Consider the following 16933-nt stretch of genomic DNA (forward strand, 5'->3'; position numbering starts at 1 on the left):
AGTTGTAGTGAAGACTTTTTGACCCCTTCTATTGAAAATACTAAATTTAGATCCAGCAACTGCGGAAGTTGGGCTAGAAGCCGTAGAGCACTTTTGGCACTTGGGGCATATTCTGCTTCTCCCAAACTCGTGATTTATCGGATACATGATTTTTGGGATAGCCACTGACGCCCACTTCTTCCGGCGTTTTGCGACTTTGCCTTTTGGCGCCCTCACCCCGAATTTGCGCAAAACTTATTTGGCTTGATATTCGTGCATCTGCGATTGCCCTTCCCGGACAGTTTAGAGGGATAATTTCGATCGCTCTGAAACATTCATTCAGCTCGTGCCATCGTGAGTTTTCCTTCAAATTTTGGCATTCTGATTCCACTGACAATCAAAAAGATCAAATCGCTTCGGATTGACGCACATGCGGCAAATTTTGCAGAAGTCTGGCCCGCAACCCGATGAGAGTTAGTCCCACAACTTCATTGGAGGTTGCATCGTAACGGAGAATCACCCCCCTCGCCAATGTCAATGCCCAGAGCGGGTTGAGGCTTGCCAAGAGAGAGATAAAGAACATCCGATTCTTCATCATAATCCCAATCGACGGCTGTGGGTTTTTCCAAAATCTTTACCGCTTCCATAGAACTTTCCTCCGTGCTGAAGGTCGACCCGTCAAATAGGCCGTCACAATGAAACCGTCCGATGTCCCGATCTCCCGATAGGCAACCGCGAAATACTTGCGCGTCAACGGCGTCTATGAATAGAAACGAATGGCATGCAATTCACCGAAATCACCCGCTGGTATCATCTCGGGTTCCGCCACTGTTTCTAATACATGGTTCTTCTGGTCCAGCATTTCCACGTGACGATCAACGATATGTTGCCACCGCTCGTCCGTCAAACGGATTGGAACACCGTTGTGCGAATACACGATCAGCATCTTACCCGCCCAGGTATAACGCTCTGCTCAGCATTCCGGCTTCAATCAAGCATTTTTTCCGCCGACACCACGGTTCCCGTCTTGCCTTGCCAGGCCTCTTCAAACGCGTCGATCGAAGTGATCACCACGCGCCGGCCGCCGCCTTCCAGGAAATTGATCGCCCCGCGCATCTTCGGACCCATGCTGCCCGCCGGAAAATGGCCTTCGGCGTAATAGCGCTTCAGCTCGGCCAGCGTGATGCCATCGAGCCATTGTTCATTCGGTTGGCGGTAGTTGATCGCAACCTTCTCGATGGGCGTCAGAATCGCCAGCTCGTCCGCGCCAATGTCCTTGGCCAGCACCGCTGCGGCCAGGTCCTTGTCGATCACGGCGTTGATGCCTTCCAGCAGCTCTGGGCGTTCGTGTTGATCATAGTAAACCGGAATGCCGCCGCCGCCCGCAGCAATCACGATGTGCCCGAGATGCACCAGCTCGCGGATGACCTTGCGCTCGACAATTGCCACCGGTTCGGGGGAAGGCACCACCCGGCGCCAGCCGCGACCAAGATCTTCCTTCATTTGCCAGCCGTAACGTTCGCGCAGCTCCGGCACTTGCTCCGCGGTGTAAACCGGCCCGACGAATTTGCTCGGCTGCTTGATGGAGGGGTCATCCGGATTCACCACCACCTGCGTCACCACAGTCACGACGTCCCGCTGCAGGCCGTGCCGGTGCAGCATGTTTTGCAGCGATTGCTGAATCATGTAGCCCATGCCGCCTTGCAGATCGGCGACGATCACACCCAGCGGCAAGGGGGGCACGAGATGGCGCGAGGTTTCGACGCGAATGAGCGCATTGCCGACTTGCGGGCCGTTGCCATGCACGATCACGACGCGATACCCTTCCGCAATCAAGCGCACCAGGCTCTTGAGGCTGCGGCGCGTGTTGGCAAACTGCTGGTAGATGTTGCCGTCTTCAAACTCGCGCGTGATCGCGTTGCCGCCAATGGCGATGACCATGCACTTTTCATTCATAGCTCAGGCGAACCGCTGCAAGACCTCGGCGAGCGTCGGCCGGCCGATTTCCTGCAATTCATAGGTGACGCGCGTGCTGGGCTTGTTGATCTGCAACAGTTGCCGCAAGTCAATCGGCGTCGCGATGATCACACTGTCGCAGTCCGTGGCATTGATAGTGGCTTCGAGATCGCGAATCTGCTGGTCGCCATAGCCCATGGCCGGCAACAAGGTCCCGATACCCGGATAGCGCCGGAAGGTTTCGACCAGACTGCCCTTCAGGAAGGGCCGGGGATCGACCAGCTCCTTTGCGCCGAAGCGCCGGGCCGCCACGATACCGGCGCCCAGCGTCATCTCGCCGTGCGTCAGCGTGGGGCCGTCTTCGATGCACAACACACGTTGATTCCGAATGACCTCCGGCTGCGCCACGGTGATGGGCGAAGCGGCATCCACAATGATGGCCGCGGGATTGTGCTCGCGCACCGCCTGCCGCACCCGCTCGATGTTCTCCGGCGTTGCCGAAACCTCCTTGTTGATGACGACCACATCCGCCATGCGCAAATTCGTCTCACCGGGATGATAGCGGGTTTCATGGCCGGGCCGCAACGGATCCACCACGACGACGTGCAAACTGGGCTTGAAAAAAGGCGTGTCATTGTTGCCGCCGTCCCACAACACGATATCAGCCTCCTGCTCGGCACGGGCCAGAATCGCGGCATAATCGACGCCGGCATAAACGATCGTGCCCATGTTCAAATGCGGCTCATATTCCTCCCGCTCTTCGATCGTGCAGTTGTGCGCCGCCAGATCCGCGAGGCTGGCGAAGCGCTGCACGGCCTGGGCGGCGAGGTCGCCGTAGGGCATCGGATGCCGCACCGCCACCAGTTTCTTGCCGAACCCGCGCAGGATCTGCGCGACCCGCCGCGTGGTTTGGCTCTTGCCGCTGCCGGTGCGCACCGCGCAAATGGCGATCACCGGTTTGGCGGAAGGCAGCATCGTCGCGCCTGTGCCCAGCAGCGTGAAAGAAGCGCCCACGGCATTAACTAGACTCGCCTGGTGCATCACATATTCGTGGGAAATATCGCTGTAAGAAAAAACCACTTCATCGATGCGTTCGCGACGGATCAAATCCACCAGCTCACTCTCCGGATGGATGGGGATGCCTTGCGGATAGAGCTTGCCGGCCAGGGCCGCCGGATAGCGCCGGCCGTCGATGTTGGGAATTTGCGTTGCAGTAAAAGCCACGACTTCATGAGATTCGCGCTCACGGTACGTGACATTGAAATTGTGGAAGTCGCGTCCCGCAGCTCCCATAATCAGCACTCGGGTTCTCGCCATGATGAAATTCCTTCTGTGGTTGCCGTCACTGTTCAGCCCGGTTCACCTCGCGCAACGTGAACAGATGAGATTCGGGATCAAAATGAACGCGGGCAATATAGCGGAAAATGACGTGATTTGCAAGCTTGGGAGACGATCGGACGAAGGCAGCAAGGCCGGCAGCGTCGCGAAAATTCCAATTTTGCATTTGGAACCGCGCTCTTGCAAAGCTCTGCCACAATCGCAGCCGCCGCGTGATCACTGCGCCGTCTCATTCTCTCCTGTTGCACCGCCTGCAAGCACTTTCAAAATACCGGATTTGTATGAGGGACGATCGCCATGCGCCGTTGCCGTCGAACCAGCCGAAACACAAACGCCGGCCTCGCTGTTTTTCGCGACCGAAGAGGAGTTTGCGACGTGATGCGAGGAGGACACCAAAGCCGATTGCACCGATGTAGAGATCATTGTCATGTCGCCGGAATCAACGTGGACCAGCAGGCAGGAAACGTGGTTTGCCACCTTGTTTGATTTGTTTGCCTCCCAGAACGGCCTGGGCTGGGGGTTTGCCGTCGGAAACGTGCAAGTTCGTTTGCGCCCCGGCCTGCGGCGCAATCCTGACGCGATCTTTTTTGAAAAATCCCGCAATCATCTCATCCACGAAACCCACTTCGAGGGCGCGCCCGATGTGCTGGCGGAGTTCGTTTCCCTGGCAAGCACGCTTCACGATTGGCATGAGCAATAGCTCGAATGCGAGGCCGCCGGCGTGCGGGAGTATTGGATCAGCGATCGGCAAGAACAGCGGGTGGCGGTTTATTCACTGGGTGAGGATCGGCGCTATCATCCGATTGCGCCGCTGGCAGGCAAGATTCATTCGGTGGCCGTGCCGGGCTTTTGAAGCAAGCGCGAATGGCTGCGGCAGGGTCCTGAGTTTGACACGTAGGCGAGGGCAAAAGAGATGGGCATTCTTGCTTGAATTATCTTCTTCCTTTCTCCGGCTTTCAAAATTCCCACTGCGCCGACAACCGGATCTCCTCCCCGTTTGATTTCACCCCCAGCGCCGGAACATAGGCTGCGGCCTGCTTGGGCTGCTCCAACCGTGAGTTGTGACGATTGGCCAGCCAGGCCGCATGAATGCCGCTGATGATGTGATTGGCGATGATGCCGGCAATCACCAATTCGCCGCGATTGAAAGCGCGCTCGCTGCGCAAACGCGTGCGGTCAAAGCGTGCGCGCTCGGCTTCGGAATCCCAGCGCCAATAGTGGGTGGCCGGATCATACAGCGAAGCCACGTCACGGCGCTGCAAACGGGACTGGTTGTAATCTTCCAGGCTGGCGTAATTGCCAACATCGACGAAATATTTGTCGCTCTTTCCTGCGGCCTTCACCTGCGCATGCTCCACCGCCAGCAGGCGATAATCATCCCGGAGCCAATTGCCGTACACGTTGAATGAGATCACGCCAATCCAGAGCGTCACATCGGCGACGAAGTAATTCCGTGCGGCCGTGCGCGCGCCCACGACCTTCTGCCCCCAGCCGGGAATCAGCGCGGAACGCAAAAACGCGCTGCCAATCCCGATGCGCTTGCCCGTCGCCTCTGGCGGCGTGGCTGCGTCCGCAGCGGCCAGATGCGCTTCTTGCCCGGGCACCGCCGCGGCCCGCGGAGAAGTGTGAGTATCTTGCGCTAAAGCCCAACCGGGGCCAAGCAACATCGCCGCAACAAGAATTCGATTGAGATTCATTGGATTTCGTCTTTCGCAACGGAATTCACCAACGCCTACCACACCACGCGCACCGCCAGCACCGGCATCAATTCATCGTGGTGTTTCTTCAATTTCATGCCGAACGAAGTGCCCTTGGTCTGCGCCTGATTGAATTTGTGCGCCGAATAGGCTGCTTCGACCATGCTCACCAAGTGGTTGACCATGACTACGCTCGAAGAAAGCGTAGCCTTGCGGAATTGATCATTGGCCAGACGCCGCATGGTGGTGTAAGCCAGGCGGTTTTGCGAATCGCGCTGCAGAATTTCGCCGCTGATGCTGTCATCCCAACCGGCATTGAATTGATCGTATTTGCCGATATTCTCATAGTACGTCTGGTTCTTCGTATCCGGCAGATAGTGACTGAAATTCTCGCGTTCCTTCTGCTTTTCACACTCGCGATCGCTGGGGCTGCAGCCGAAGGCGCGGTCAATCGAGGCCCAATATTCGCTTTCACTCCAATGCTGATCCGCGAAGCGCTCGAACTGGTCAGTTTTCCTGTTGCCGCTGCTGTTGTATTTGGCATAGGCCGCCCACGCGCCCACTTCCACTCCCAGAAACAAAAGCCCTTTGAGATAGGAACGATTGTAGACCTGGCCCGCACCGGGAAGAACGGCCGAAAAAATCGCCGCGCGCGCCACCGATCGGCGCACGGCCGCCGGCTTCTCTTCCTGAAACATGGCGTGCAGCGCGAGATCAGGCGTATGATTGCTCCAGACCAGATCCTGCTGGGCAGCCTGACACCAGGCCGCGAGCGGAAATTCCAACGTAGCCACGGCGGTGGCATCGGTTGCCGGTTGCGCGTGACTGGCGGCGGCAAGGGCGCCGATCAGCAAGAACAGCCGCCAGATAGACTTCGAGTTGCGCATATGAAGTATCCTGTAGTCGAATGGGTGAAGCAAACGGTGTCGTCGAGCGAGATTTGATGATGCCCTTGGCATTGCCCGGCCTCGGCACCGCCGAGGTTGGGACATTCCCGGACGAACGCTAATTGTCCAGGAAATCGAAGGCGACCGTCAGGTAATAGCGCCATTCCTTGCCGTAAGTGAGAGGAGCATAGCCCTCGCGGCGCAGAACGAATTTGTCGAAACCATATGCGGCATCGAACGAAACCCGCGTCGGAAAGCCGTAGAACGAAAACATCTCCGAGCGCAATTGCAGATTGACGCTGTCGTGCAGTTTGTCGCTGAAACCCTTGGTCTTGGAAAATGCGCCGCCGTAATCGTACGACACGGCGAAGTAGATTTTGTCGAGATAAAGATGCAGCAACGACAAATCGAGATGGCGAAACAACGGAAAGCGATAGGTCAGGCGACCGTGCAGCAAATAGCGGCCTTCCATGCTGTAGTAAGGATAGCCGCGCACACCATCCAGGCCGCCGGCAAAAAAGTAGAAGAAGCTGTTCACGTCTCGATCCAGCCAGCCGCCGCGGCCATACAGCGTCAGGCCCGTGCGCCCGGGCAACGGCAGACGCTCGGTCCAATCCAACTCAACGCGATGCACGTTGTGCGGCTCATAGTTTTCGACGAACGTGCCATAATCCGTCAACGTAAAAGCTTTTTCGGGATCGGAATTGATGAAGTCGTTGAACTCGCGCGTGTAGCGCAATTCAACCTCGCGGCCCATGCGGGGATTGATTTCGCCGTCCACCGCGCGCACCCGCTGGTGAAAAGAATGACGAAAAGCCAGGGCTTTGCCTTGATAATAGGTGTATCCGAAGCTCTGCTTCAGGCCGCGATCGACGAACGAGATCTTGGCATTGTAGCGGCTGTAAATGAAACTGAGCTGGGAATGATGCTGGCTGTTCCACGCCCGCCGCGTGCCCAGATCGACTTCAGTCAAATTGTAAAGAAATCCGTAACCGTCGGCGCCGGCGTGGCGGACTTGATTATAGGCTTCGAGAAACAACTGCGGCCCGAGCTTGTAATAGTCCACCAGCAGAAAAAGGTCATAGTCCTTGTCGCGATTGATCGCCGCGCCGCCAATGAAGCTGAGGTTATCGAGCATTTCACTGGAGTAGAAATAGCTGCCCAGCTTCACCGTGCCATAATCCATCATCACGCGCGGCAGAACTGCAATGGCCGAGTAGTGATCCTGGTAAGGCTTGGCTTCGAAATTGGGAATCTGCTTGTCGTCATAGGCGCCGTGCTTAATACCGCTCAAGTTGAGATGCGCAAGATCACCGTTGACCGCGGCCAGTTGTATGTTCTTGCCGGGAGAAGGCAGATACTGTGTGACCTCGGGCGGCACCGGCTGTGGTGTTTTGAGATGCGCGATTTTGTAGCCCTCGGCCACAAACGTACTAAACACCAATTCGCCGTTGCCGTTGACGGAAGGCATGAACGCACCGCCCACCACATTTGTCAGCGGCGTGACGTGTTGGGTGGCGAGATCATAGCTGTAGAGGTTGAATATGCCGGTCACATCCCAACTGAAATAGATCTTCTGGCCGTCGGGACTGAACACCGCGTCGCGCGCATCGCTGGGCTTGGCGCCCGATGATTCACCCATGATCGCATGTCGCAAGTTGACCGGAGTGATTTCGCCGCTCGCGACGTCGTAAAGCTGCAAATTGCGACCGCGCGCATGCGAATAGGAATACAAAAGCTGCCGGCCGTCCGGCGACCATTGCGGCGTGTAGGCTTGTTCCTGGGTCTTGTGAGAGGTGATGAGCTTGAGTCGATCGGCCGCGATATCATAGAGCGCAATGTTTTGACTGCCGTCACCATTGACCACACAAGCAAGCATTTTGCCGTCGGGCGACCAACTTGGACTGTGTGCGCGCGCGGCATGCGTCAGGCGCTTTTCTTTTTTATTCTTGATGTCGTAGAGATACAAATCATACAGGACCGAGTGATGCGGATTTTTTCCAGATTTGCGCGAGTAGCCGAGCTGGGCGCCGTCAGGCGACCAGGAAAAAGCGTAATGCACACCGGCCTTGATCAATCTATCCTTGCCGTCAACGCCCTCACGCAACACCAACGAGGTCTGGCCCAAATAATCCGCGCCGACATTGCTGAGATAAGCCAGTTTGCTGCCGTCCGGCGACCAGCGCGGGTAGAAGTTGCCCGAGCCTTTGGCCTGCACCCATTCGCCGGTTACGGTATGCCCCTGAATCTCGCGCAATTGCTGCGCATAGGCTTCCTGCAGGTGTTGCTTCCACTCGTCATAAATTTGATCGCCGCTTTTGCCGGTGGCTTTTTTGATGGCGCTGTCAAACGAAAAACGCAACGGGCTGCGCATGTTGGCGGCAATCTGCTGCAAGGAAGCCTCGCCGTAGTCCCTTGCGATGTAACCCGCCAACGAATAGCCCTGATTGTAAACCCGCTCGCTGCCAATGCTGTTTTTTCCGAAGACGTTCATTTCGGAATAGGTCAGCAGCTTGTTTTCCACCACCGCGGTGCGCAGCAGCATGTCGCGATGTGCGTCCCACAAATCATATTCCAGCTCGGGGCGCTGATGCTGCGCCACGCCTTCCGCGAACCAGGGCGGCATCACGGTGAAAGGCAGCGGGTAGGAGAGAATGCGATTGGGGTAGCCGTAAAGCACATCCGGGCGCTTTTCGTCCTCGTACCCGAGCCACTGCACATAGGCCGCCGGAATATGCCGCGTGATTTTGCGCGCCGCGCCCAGCGAAATCATATGCGTGTATTCGTGCGTGATGACGTTGCGCAGCCAACTGTGCGTACCGCGCAATTCAAAATCCATCGCGCTCGCCCAGATTTCGACTTTGTTGTCGAGATAGTAGGCCGCGCCGTTGGAAAAATCATCATAGTCTTTGATGATGAAATGCACCTTACCGTCAGGCTCATAGCCGTACAGCGAGGTAATCGGTGTGTAAATCTCCTCGGCGATCTTGGCCGTGAGTTTTCCGGTTTGCTCGGCGCCGTCGTGAAAATGGACGAAGAAGTGTTCGGTTTCGATGGTGTTCCATTTCAGCTCGGGATGGGTCCAGCGCGGCTCGTCCTGGGCGTGAGCAAAGGTTGCGAACACTGCCATAACGCCAACTGCGGCGATGGCAGAACATTTTTGCAAACGATTCACGGCAATCGCCTCATGTTGAAATCTGAATCCGCATTGCTGCCAAATCTCATTTCCATATCTCTGTTTAGCAGTTCCAGCGCTATTTCACCACTGCAATTTTGATCACCTTCATCACCTTCTCGGTTTCGCCCTGGGCTTCGACTTTCGCCAGATATACGCCGCTTTGCACGCCCTCGAGCTGCCATTCCACCTCATTGTCGGCTTGCGCCAGTCCCGGACCTTCAAGCTCAGTCACCAAATCGCCGGCGGTATCAAAGATCGAGATTTTCACTTTCGCGGTGCCGTTCAGGCGATAGCGAATACGCGTGGAACCCTCGCGCGCCGGATTGGGGTAATTGTAAACCGATTGTTCCGGCATCAGCTTGCCTTCTGCAATCACCGGTGTTTCGCGCGCCGGATTGAGGCTAGTTTGCGCAGCATCGCGGTGATACATCAGCCAATCCGCTTGCCCACTGCTTTCGGGCATGCGCCACACATGCACAAAACCGCTACCGGAAGCGCCGACGAGTTCGAGCTTGCCGTCATTGTCGAGATCACCGGCCGCAAGAGAGCCGTGACCCGGCCCCGGCAGCGCCAGCGGAAATCCTTCCACCAAAGAGCCATTACCGCGATAGGCATAAACGTTGCCGTCAACGCCAGGCACGATTATTTCCCGCCCGCCGCCGCCATCCACATCTGCGATGATGGGCGATATCAAATCCTGCGCTGCATTGGCAGTTTTCTGTTGTGCGCCAATTTTGCGAGGAAAATTCTCGGTGAGCACGCCGTTGTAGTTCACGGCAAACAGTTGATTCCCGGCAGCCAGCACAACTTCCTTGCGGCCGTCGCGATTGAGGTCGCCAATCGCCAGTCCGCCAATAGCGTCGCCGAAATCCAACACAACTTGCTCAGCGCCTTGATTGGTCGGAAAAAACAACCGGCCATCCTGCTCCGCAACCAAACCTTCGATTTGGCCATCATTGTCGACATCAGCAATTGCAAATGCGCCGTTGGGCGCCGGCCCGCGCGAGAGCGGCAACGGTGGGTTACTGAAAACTGCAACGCCCTCCTCGCTCAAGATAGCCGAACCATTATCCAGGGCCACCAGCAAACCATTTCCCAGCAGAGAAAGACCCCGCACCGGCCGTTGCAGCGCGGTTTGCCAACGCAATTCCCCGGCGCCGGTAAATGAGAAAACCGTGCCGGCTTCATTGCCGCAAAAAATATTCTTCGTCTCTGCACGCACAACCACGTTTGACTGGGTTGCGCCCACCTCAACCTGCCAGGCCAAATCCGCACGGCCATTGCCATCGTCATCTTTTGCCTGCCAGACCTGGAGTTTCCCCTCTTGCAACAAGGCAATGATTTCCGCGCGGCCGTCGCCAACCACGTCGGCAAGCGCGGGCGGAGAAGCCAACGGCCCGCCCTCAACAAAGGTTGCGCGCGGAATCTGCGCCGTCAAACCGTTGGGTTGGGTGACGGTTGCCACGTCACCGTTTGCGATGACTTTGCTGCCGTCCGCCTGCCACGCGAATATCTCTCCGGAAACAGTTGCCGCGACAATGTCCGTTCTGCCATCGCCGGAGAGATCCGCCAGCATGGGCGAAAGCACCACAGCCGCACTGCCTCCGGCATATTGCGGAAAGTTCGGCACGGCAAATTGATTGCGCAGGGAGAATGTCATCACCGGCGCAATATCGGAAAAATTTGTGATCACAATGCCGGTATTCGAGCCGTTGTTCGCGGCAGTGCTCGGAATGGTTTTGGGGCCAAAACTCACCGGCTCATCGGGCCGCAAATATTCCGTGATCACCGGGTTCTTCGACCACCAGGCGTCTTCGGGCAAACCCAGCTCGCTGCCGGAGCCGGGATCGAGAAAGCCATAAAAACGCCCGATGTCCTGCGCGCCGTCAGCTTCTTCGAGATCGACGCCGCGGTGATCAGCGTCGGCATTGACGCGGTTGCTGGCGTAATTCGCGCGAATGATGCTTTCATCAATATGCCAAATCAAAATGCCGGGGCCGGGCAAGGCGCGGTTGTTTTGATCAACGGTGTACGGCAAACCGAAATCGTATTCATCGACTTGCGTAATCACGCTGATGGCCTGCTCCGCGGCAAAATCATTCTCGCGAAATTGAATGCGCACGCCGTTGACGTCGCGTCCGGAGGCAATACGATCGCCGTTGACGTCGCGCGAGCGGTTTTCCAATAGAAAGTATTCGCTGTCGGTGATCGGGATTTTGTAGATCTTATTGGGATTGTGGGCCAACGCTGCCGCGATTTCAAAATTCTCGCCGCTGGTGATGACAATTGGCTCTTCCCAGCCGAGAAAAACCTTGGACCAGGCCTCGGGCTGCGCCGGAATCAAGCCTTGATAGTTGTTCGAGCCTTGATCCATCAAGCCAAATTGCCCAATGCCGGAGGCGCCGGTTTCGGTATTGAATAGATTTGGCAAACCGAGCTGATAGCCAAACATCAACGTCGAGGTGCCGAGCAAGCCGAACTCGATCAAGCCGCTGCCGGCAATCTCGCGCGATTGGGTTTCCGGCAGCAGAATGCCATCTTCGACAAAGAATGTTCCGTTTTGCACCGCGATGCCGCGATAGCCCGGATCGTTGTTGCCCAGGTCTTTGCGCAAATCATTCAGGTTCAAAAAGGCGCTGGAAATGTCATTGGGGGTATTGTCGATCTCTTCGTCGAAATCCTCGCCGATGCCGGCGTGAAAAACGATGAAGCTGTCGAAGCGCGAGAAATCCACCCCGCCGGCAGCATCGGCAGCGTTAATGGCGTCGCGCAGCAGCTCGGCCAGGCGGCGGTCGCGCTCGGCGCTGTCGCGGCCCGGGCCATAATACTTCATCTCCTGCGCAAGCTGATAGCCGGCGTTGTCATCGTTCGGCCACACTTCGAACGTCAGCGTGACCTTGCCCTGCGAGACGTTTTTGTAGTAGTTCGCCAGGGCGGTGAGCTGGGCGGCGAAATAGGCGCGATTGTGCGGCGGCGGATCAATGGTCTTGTTGGGATCCGCCGCGAGCATGAAGCCGCCATCGCCGGTGGTTTGCTCGCTGGCATCGCGCTGAAACTCGACGCGCAGGGCGAGAATGGCGAGCGTATCTGGCAACACGGCTGCTGTGAAAGCGGAAGAGGATTTTGCGAGAAGCGCTGATTGCAGCAGGCGCTGACTGGGCTGGCTGGCGCGATAATGCGGGCGCAAACGCGCACGCGGGGATTGCCAGCCGGTCGAATTTGCCTCAGGTGCGGAGCTGGCAAAACTCAACCAGGGTAACAACAGCAAAACCGACAGAGCGGATCCGAACAGGCGATTTGGCATAGGTGATTCGAACGGGCGGTCAAAGTTCACAGGCGAGAGAAGAGCATTGATGGATTCTGGCATCGCTGGAGTGATGGAACGTCAGGGCAGTCAACCGGCAACGCCGCAATTCCCAACCGCGCCGACCTTCCATCAATCCAACGATTCCACGCTCCCCGCGGTTTTACAGGCCAATGCCGAGCGAGATGCGCATGGTGTTGCTCAACGGGTGGCCTTCACCGGCGGAGATGTAACCGAAGTCCAGACCCAAACTGGAGTATTTCAAGCCCGCACCGAACGAAACATATTTCACGCGACCGACTCGGTCATAATGATACCCGGTGCGCAAGGCGACGAAGTTGTTGTACCAATACTCCGCGCCGACATTGTAGATGATGTGCTTCAACTCATCCTTGAGCGGCTCGTCGGTCCAGGCCGTGACCAGGGCTTTGAACACGGGATCAGCGCCGCCCTCCGGATTGGGCGCCACCAGCAGGCGGTCGAATTCGGTGGCAATCGTCAGGCTGTTGAATTCCTGCTTGATCAGATGATAGCTGAAACCCAGGCGCAGGTTGGTGGGCAGCGGGTCCGCTTGCGCGGCATCGATGTAGCTGATCTTCGGCCCGACATTGGTCAGGTTCACGCCGAAGTTGAAGCGGTCGAAGAAAAGATTGCGATGCAGGTAGCCCAGATCGACCGCAAATGCCGTGGCGCGGCCATCGCCCTGCTCCGCGCCGGCGCCGCGCGGCGCCAGGTTGCTGTAGATGAATTTCAGCGTCACACCGGCGGCACTATTGGCTGAAAGCTTGGTGCCGTAGGAGCCCGCCAGTGCCAGCTCATAGCTGCTGAATTCACCCAGCGGGTCGGGGCTGGTTTCACCGGTGATAATTTGGGTGCCCAGGTTGATGAACGTGAGCGACAGGCCGGCAGTGCCGACATTTCCCATTGGGCGCACGACGGTGGCATAGTCATAATACAAATCACTCGCGAGCTCCGGCAGCCAGTTGGAATGCATCAGCGCGAGCTGGGATTTCTCCTGAAAAGCCAAGCCCGCCGGATTCCAGTACGTGGCAGTGGCATCATCGGCGATCGAAACGAAAGATTCGCCCATGCCGGCGGCGCGCGCTCCCGGCGCAATCAACAGAAACAAGACACCGCTGCTGCCCGGCCCCTGCGCCAAAGCGAGTGACCCGGGAAGCAGCAAGGCACACAGGCTGAAAAGCATGATCGTCTTTTTCATAATCAAAATCTCCTGACTTGGAAGATGAAACTGGTTTGGCAAATTCTATAAACAAAAAAACCGAAAACGCGGGCGTCACGACGCAGCCCTCAGGGTGTCTTTGCTGACTTATTCGCCGCCCATTCTGCGATTCGGCTAGAAGTCAGGCACCCAGCGTTTCGGTTCCAATCAGCCGCCACCGAACACTCGCTTCGTCGGGATTCAACTACGCTTGTTTCAAATGAGAAGACTGCAAATTCCTTCATTGAATCCCGTAGCGAACGTCGAATAGGCTGGCTCCAAGAAATTGAACAGGTCAGGTAATGAGTTGTTTCGATTTCTGAACGGCGCAAAAGTAGAAATTTGGGCAGTGATTGTCAAGGGCTTTTTTGGTGGCGGCAGCGGCCGCATTGCCCTCTGCCGGCGGCCTGGTTTGGCCAGGCACGGCAGCCTGCGCCATGCGGGCCCGCTTTCCCCCCTGGCAAATCACGAGTCTATACCTGCACTGCGGCGCGGCTGCAGAGACAGGGGAATCGGGGTCAGGACGATGCCGCTTGGCCAGCGCGGGTGGCAGACCGGCATGCCCCTCCACTGCTGGAATCCGGGGGCGTGGGCATGAGGCGGGGCTGGTGGCCCTGCCCTCTCGCTTCAGGCGATCAGTTTCTCATAGTCCGAGGCCGCGAGCAGAGCCTGACGCTCCCCGGGGTTGGAAGTTTTCAATTTGATCATCCAACCCTCGCCGTAGCAGTCTTGATTGATCAGCTCCGGCTTTTCCGTCAGGGCGGGATTGACCTCCAGCACGGTGCCGCTGAGCGGGGCAAACAAGTCCGAAACTGCCTTGACCGCCTCGACGGTGCCGAAGGGCTGCATCTGCGTGGTCGTGGCGCCCACGGCCGGCAACTCAACGTAAACGATGTCGCCCAACTGGCCCTGCGCATAGTCGGTAATTCCAATGGTGGCGACTTCACCTTCGATCTTGACCCACTCATGCTCTTTGGTGTAGAGTAGATTCGTTGGGATAGCCATGGGTTGCTCCTCGCCGGATGAGATTATTTGGACTTGGCAGTCGCCGCCGTGCGGCTAAAGAAGTTTTCCACGAACTTGACATTGAGGCTGCCGGATTGAAAAACGGCGTCTGCCATGACTTTTTGATGGAAGGGAATGGTGGTGGCAATGCCTTCGACGACGAATTCTTCCAGGGCGCGCTCCATGCGCTCGATGGCCTCCGCGCGCGATTTGCCATGGGCGATCAACTTGGCGATCAGGGAATCATAGAACGGCGGGATCATGTAGCCGGCATAGGCATGGGTGTCGACGCGGATGCCGATGCCGCCGGGCACGTGCCAGGTGACGATGCGCCCCGGGGACGGGCGAAATTCCTTGTCCGGGTCCTCCGCGTTGATGCGGCACTCAATCGCGTGGCCGCGCATTTTGAAATTGGGGTTGAGATTGTCGATTTTTTCCCCGCGCGCCACTCGAATCTGCTCCTTGACCAAATCGAGGCCGAACACCGATTCCGTCACCGGATGCTCGACCTGGATGCGCGTGTTCATTTCCATGAAGTAGAACTTGCCGTTGTCGAACAGAAACTCGATGGTGCCGGCATTCTCATAATTGACACTCTTGGCCCCGCGCACCGCCGCCTCGCACATTTGCTGGCGCAATTCCTCGGTAAGCGCGGGCGAGGGCGCTTCTTCGATGAGTTTCTGATGCTTGCGCTGAATGGAGCATTCGCGTTCGCCCAGCGCCACCACATTGCCGTGGGAATCGCCGATGAGCTGGATCTCGATGTGACGCGGCTGCTCGAAATACTTTTCCACATAGACCGCGGGGTTGCCGAAGGCCGCGCCGGCCTCCGACTGCGCCTGGTCGAAGGAGCGCGCCAGCTCGCTTTTTTCGCGCACCACGCGCATGCCGCGCCCGCCGCCGCCGGCGGAGGCTTTGACGATGATGGGATAACCAAACTCCTCCGCAAAGGCCAGCGCTGCTTCGGCATTGGGCAGAATGCCGTCGCTGCCCGGAATGGTCGGCACGCCCGCCCGGCGCATGGTTTCCTTGGCCAGCGCCTTGTCGCCCATGGCGTTGATCATTTCGGGGGTTGGGCCGATGAAGCGAATGTTGCAGGAGGCACAGATTTCGGCAAAGTGGGCGTTTTCGGCGAGGAAGCCATAGCCGGGGTGAATCGCGTCCGCGTTGGTCACCTCCGCGGCGCTGATCAGGCGCGGAATATTGAGGTAGCTTTCCTTGCTGGGTCCGGCGCCGATGCAAACGGCCTCATCGGCAAAGCGCACGTGCAGCGAGTCTGCGTCTGCTTCGGAATACACCGCCACCGTCTTGATGCTCAGTTCCTTGCAGGCACGGATGATGCGGAGCGCAATCTCGCCGCGATTCGCGATCAGAACTTTTTTCAAAGTTTTTCGACCCGGAAAAGAGGTTGGTTGTACTCGACCGGCTGACCGTTTTCCACGAAAATCTCGACGATGCGGCAGGCAAACTCCGCCTCGATCTCATTCATGAGTTTCATCGCTTCGATAATGCACAAGACGTGGCCCTTGGAGATGGTGTCGCCGGTGTTGACATAAGGCTCGGCATCAGGCGCGGGCGAGCGGTAGAAGGTGCCCACCATCGGTGATTTGATCTCGATGAGGTTCTTCTGGCTGGCGGGTGCCGGCGTGCTGCCGGCTGGCGGCTCCTGCCCTGCTGCCGGCGAGAGGGCACCAGGAGCCGGCACGGGCTGCCGCAGGGATTGATCCGGCACGAAGAAGTGGCCGGCAGCCATGGGCAGGGGCGCATGCGCATTGCCGGGATACTTTGAAATCCGAACCTTGCTGCCGCGCTGGGTGACTTCCAAGTCCACGATGCCGCTGGTTTCAACGATCTTCACCAGTTCTCTGATTTCATCCAAATTCATACCGCCTCCAGATGATTTCGATGTGGCGGTTAAGCCATTCTCTTCCTCGCTCGCAGCGCCGTCGGGCAACTTGCGTCCGGCCGGCAGGCTATTCCGGTCTGATGATGCTTTCTTGGCAGATTTTTTTTGCACGTTCATGAGTTTTTCCAGCCCGATCATTGGTTGAAGATGAGGCCTGCACCCGCCCTCGGCAAGCCCGGGTCGCGATGAGACCGATTCCGGCAAAAACGCAATTGGTGCGCCCTGGCCTGCGCCAGAGGAAGCGTGGTGTGCTGCGCGGCAAGGCACTCCCAAATGCAAAGCAGGCAGCGACACCCGTGTCACATTCGCCTCGCGATCCCTCTTACAAAACAGGCGCAAAATATAACCGAACTTTTCTGAAAGTCAAATAGAAATCTTGGTGGCGGCAGGCCGCATTGGCTCATAAATATTGTTACCGAAGGTTTTTTGAAATGGCGTCGTTGCCTCATAATATGTGTTACCCA

The 16933-nt window shown here is 57.4% G+C and carries 13 protein-coding genes and 1 pseudogene; 2 read left to right on the forward strand and 12 right to left on the reverse strand.

Features of this window, described 5'->3' with window-relative positions:
• Window positions 1-467: 467 nt before the first annotated feature.
• The 4 genes from L6R21_15875 to L6R21_15890 form a co-directional block, all read right to left on the reverse strand.
• The gene (locus L6R21_15875) at window positions 468-626 is read right to left on the reverse strand and encodes a hypothetical protein (GenBank protein MCK6560672.1); all 159 of its coding nucleotides are present in this window, start codon (window positions 624-626) and stop codon (window positions 468-470) included.
• A 113-nt stretch (window positions 627-739) separates the two neighbouring features.
• On the reverse strand, window positions 740-925 hold the full coding sequence (locus L6R21_15880; protein ID MCK6560673.1) for a hypothetical protein: 186 nt from the start codon (window positions 923-925) through the stop codon (window positions 740-742).
• 41 nt (window positions 926-966) lie between these two features.
• Complete coding sequence (gene arcC, locus L6R21_15885) at window positions 967-1920, reverse strand: carbamate kinase (GenBank protein ID MCK6560674.1); 954 nt, start codon at window positions 1918-1920, stop codon at window positions 967-969.
• An 18-nt stretch (window positions 1921-1938) separates the two neighbouring features.
• Entirely contained in the window at window positions 1939-3252 is a 1314-nt protein-coding gene (locus tag L6R21_15890; protein ID MCK6560675.1) for a cyclic 2,3-diphosphoglycerate synthase, read from the reverse strand.
• 19 nt (window positions 3253-3271) lie between these two features.
• Between L6R21_15890 and L6R21_15895 the strand changes: the two genes are divergently transcribed.
• Entirely contained in the window at window positions 3272-3652 is a 381-nt protein-coding gene (locus L6R21_15895; protein MCK6560676.1) for a hypothetical protein, read from the forward strand.
• Between the two features lie 48 nt (window positions 3653-3700).
• Window positions 3701-4126, forward strand: a pseudogene (locus tag L6R21_15900) (Uma2 family endonuclease).
• Between the two features lie 103 nt (window positions 4127-4229).
• Here L6R21_15900 and L6R21_15905 read toward each other — a convergent pair.
• From L6R21_15905 to accB, 8 genes are all read right to left on the reverse strand, one after another.
• The gene (locus tag L6R21_15905; protein MCK6560677.1) at window positions 4230-4970 is read right to left on the reverse strand and encodes a hypothetical protein; all 741 of its coding nucleotides are present in this window, start codon (window positions 4968-4970) and stop codon (window positions 4230-4232) included.
• Window positions 4971-5005: 35 nt separating this feature from the next.
• Entirely contained in the window at window positions 5006-5857 is an 852-nt protein-coding gene (locus tag L6R21_15910; protein MCK6560678.1) for a DUF5683 domain-containing protein, read from the reverse strand.
• 118 nt (window positions 5858-5975) lie between these two features.
• Window positions 5976-8987 carry a DPP IV N-terminal domain-containing protein gene (locus L6R21_15915; protein MCK6560679.1) on the reverse strand — a complete coding sequence of 1004 codons (3012 nt, stop codon included), beginning with the start codon at window positions 8985-8987 and terminating at the stop codon, window positions 5976-5978.
• 124 nt (window positions 8988-9111) lie between these two features.
• Window positions 9112-12129 (reverse strand): T9SS type A sorting domain-containing protein, encoded by a 3018-nt coding sequence (locus L6R21_15920; GenBank protein ID MCK6560680.1) that lies wholly within the window; start codon window positions 12127-12129, stop codon window positions 9112-9114.
• A gap of 373 nt (window positions 12130-12502) precedes the next feature.
• The gene (locus L6R21_15925) at window positions 12503-13558 is read right to left on the reverse strand and encodes a PorV/PorQ family protein (GenBank protein ID MCK6560681.1); all 1056 of its coding nucleotides are present in this window, start codon (window positions 13556-13558) and stop codon (window positions 12503-12505) included.
• 627 nt (window positions 13559-14185) lie between these two features.
• Complete coding sequence (gene gcvH, locus L6R21_15930) at window positions 14186-14563, reverse strand: glycine cleavage system protein GcvH (protein ID MCK6560682.1); 378 nt, start codon at window positions 14561-14563, stop codon at window positions 14186-14188.
• A gap of 23 nt (window positions 14564-14586) precedes the next feature.
• Entirely contained in the window at window positions 14587-15948 is a 1362-nt protein-coding gene (accC, locus tag L6R21_15935; GenBank protein ID MCK6560683.1) for an acetyl-CoA carboxylase biotin carboxylase subunit, read from the reverse strand.
• Window positions 15945-16448: an acetyl-CoA carboxylase biotin carboxyl carrier protein gene (gene accB, locus L6R21_15940; GenBank protein MCK6560684.1), complete on the reverse strand. Its 504-nt coding sequence runs from the start codon at window positions 16446-16448 to the stop codon at window positions 15945-15947. The genes accC and accB overlap by 4 nt, the downstream gene beginning before the upstream one ends.
• Window positions 16449-16933: the final 485 nt, after the last annotated feature.

It is taken from the genome of bacterium (assembly GCA_023150945.1).
In the GTDB taxonomy this organism is placed as follows: domain Bacteria; phylum Zhuqueibacterota; class Zhuqueibacteria; order Zhuqueibacterales; family Zhuqueibacteraceae; genus Coneutiohabitans.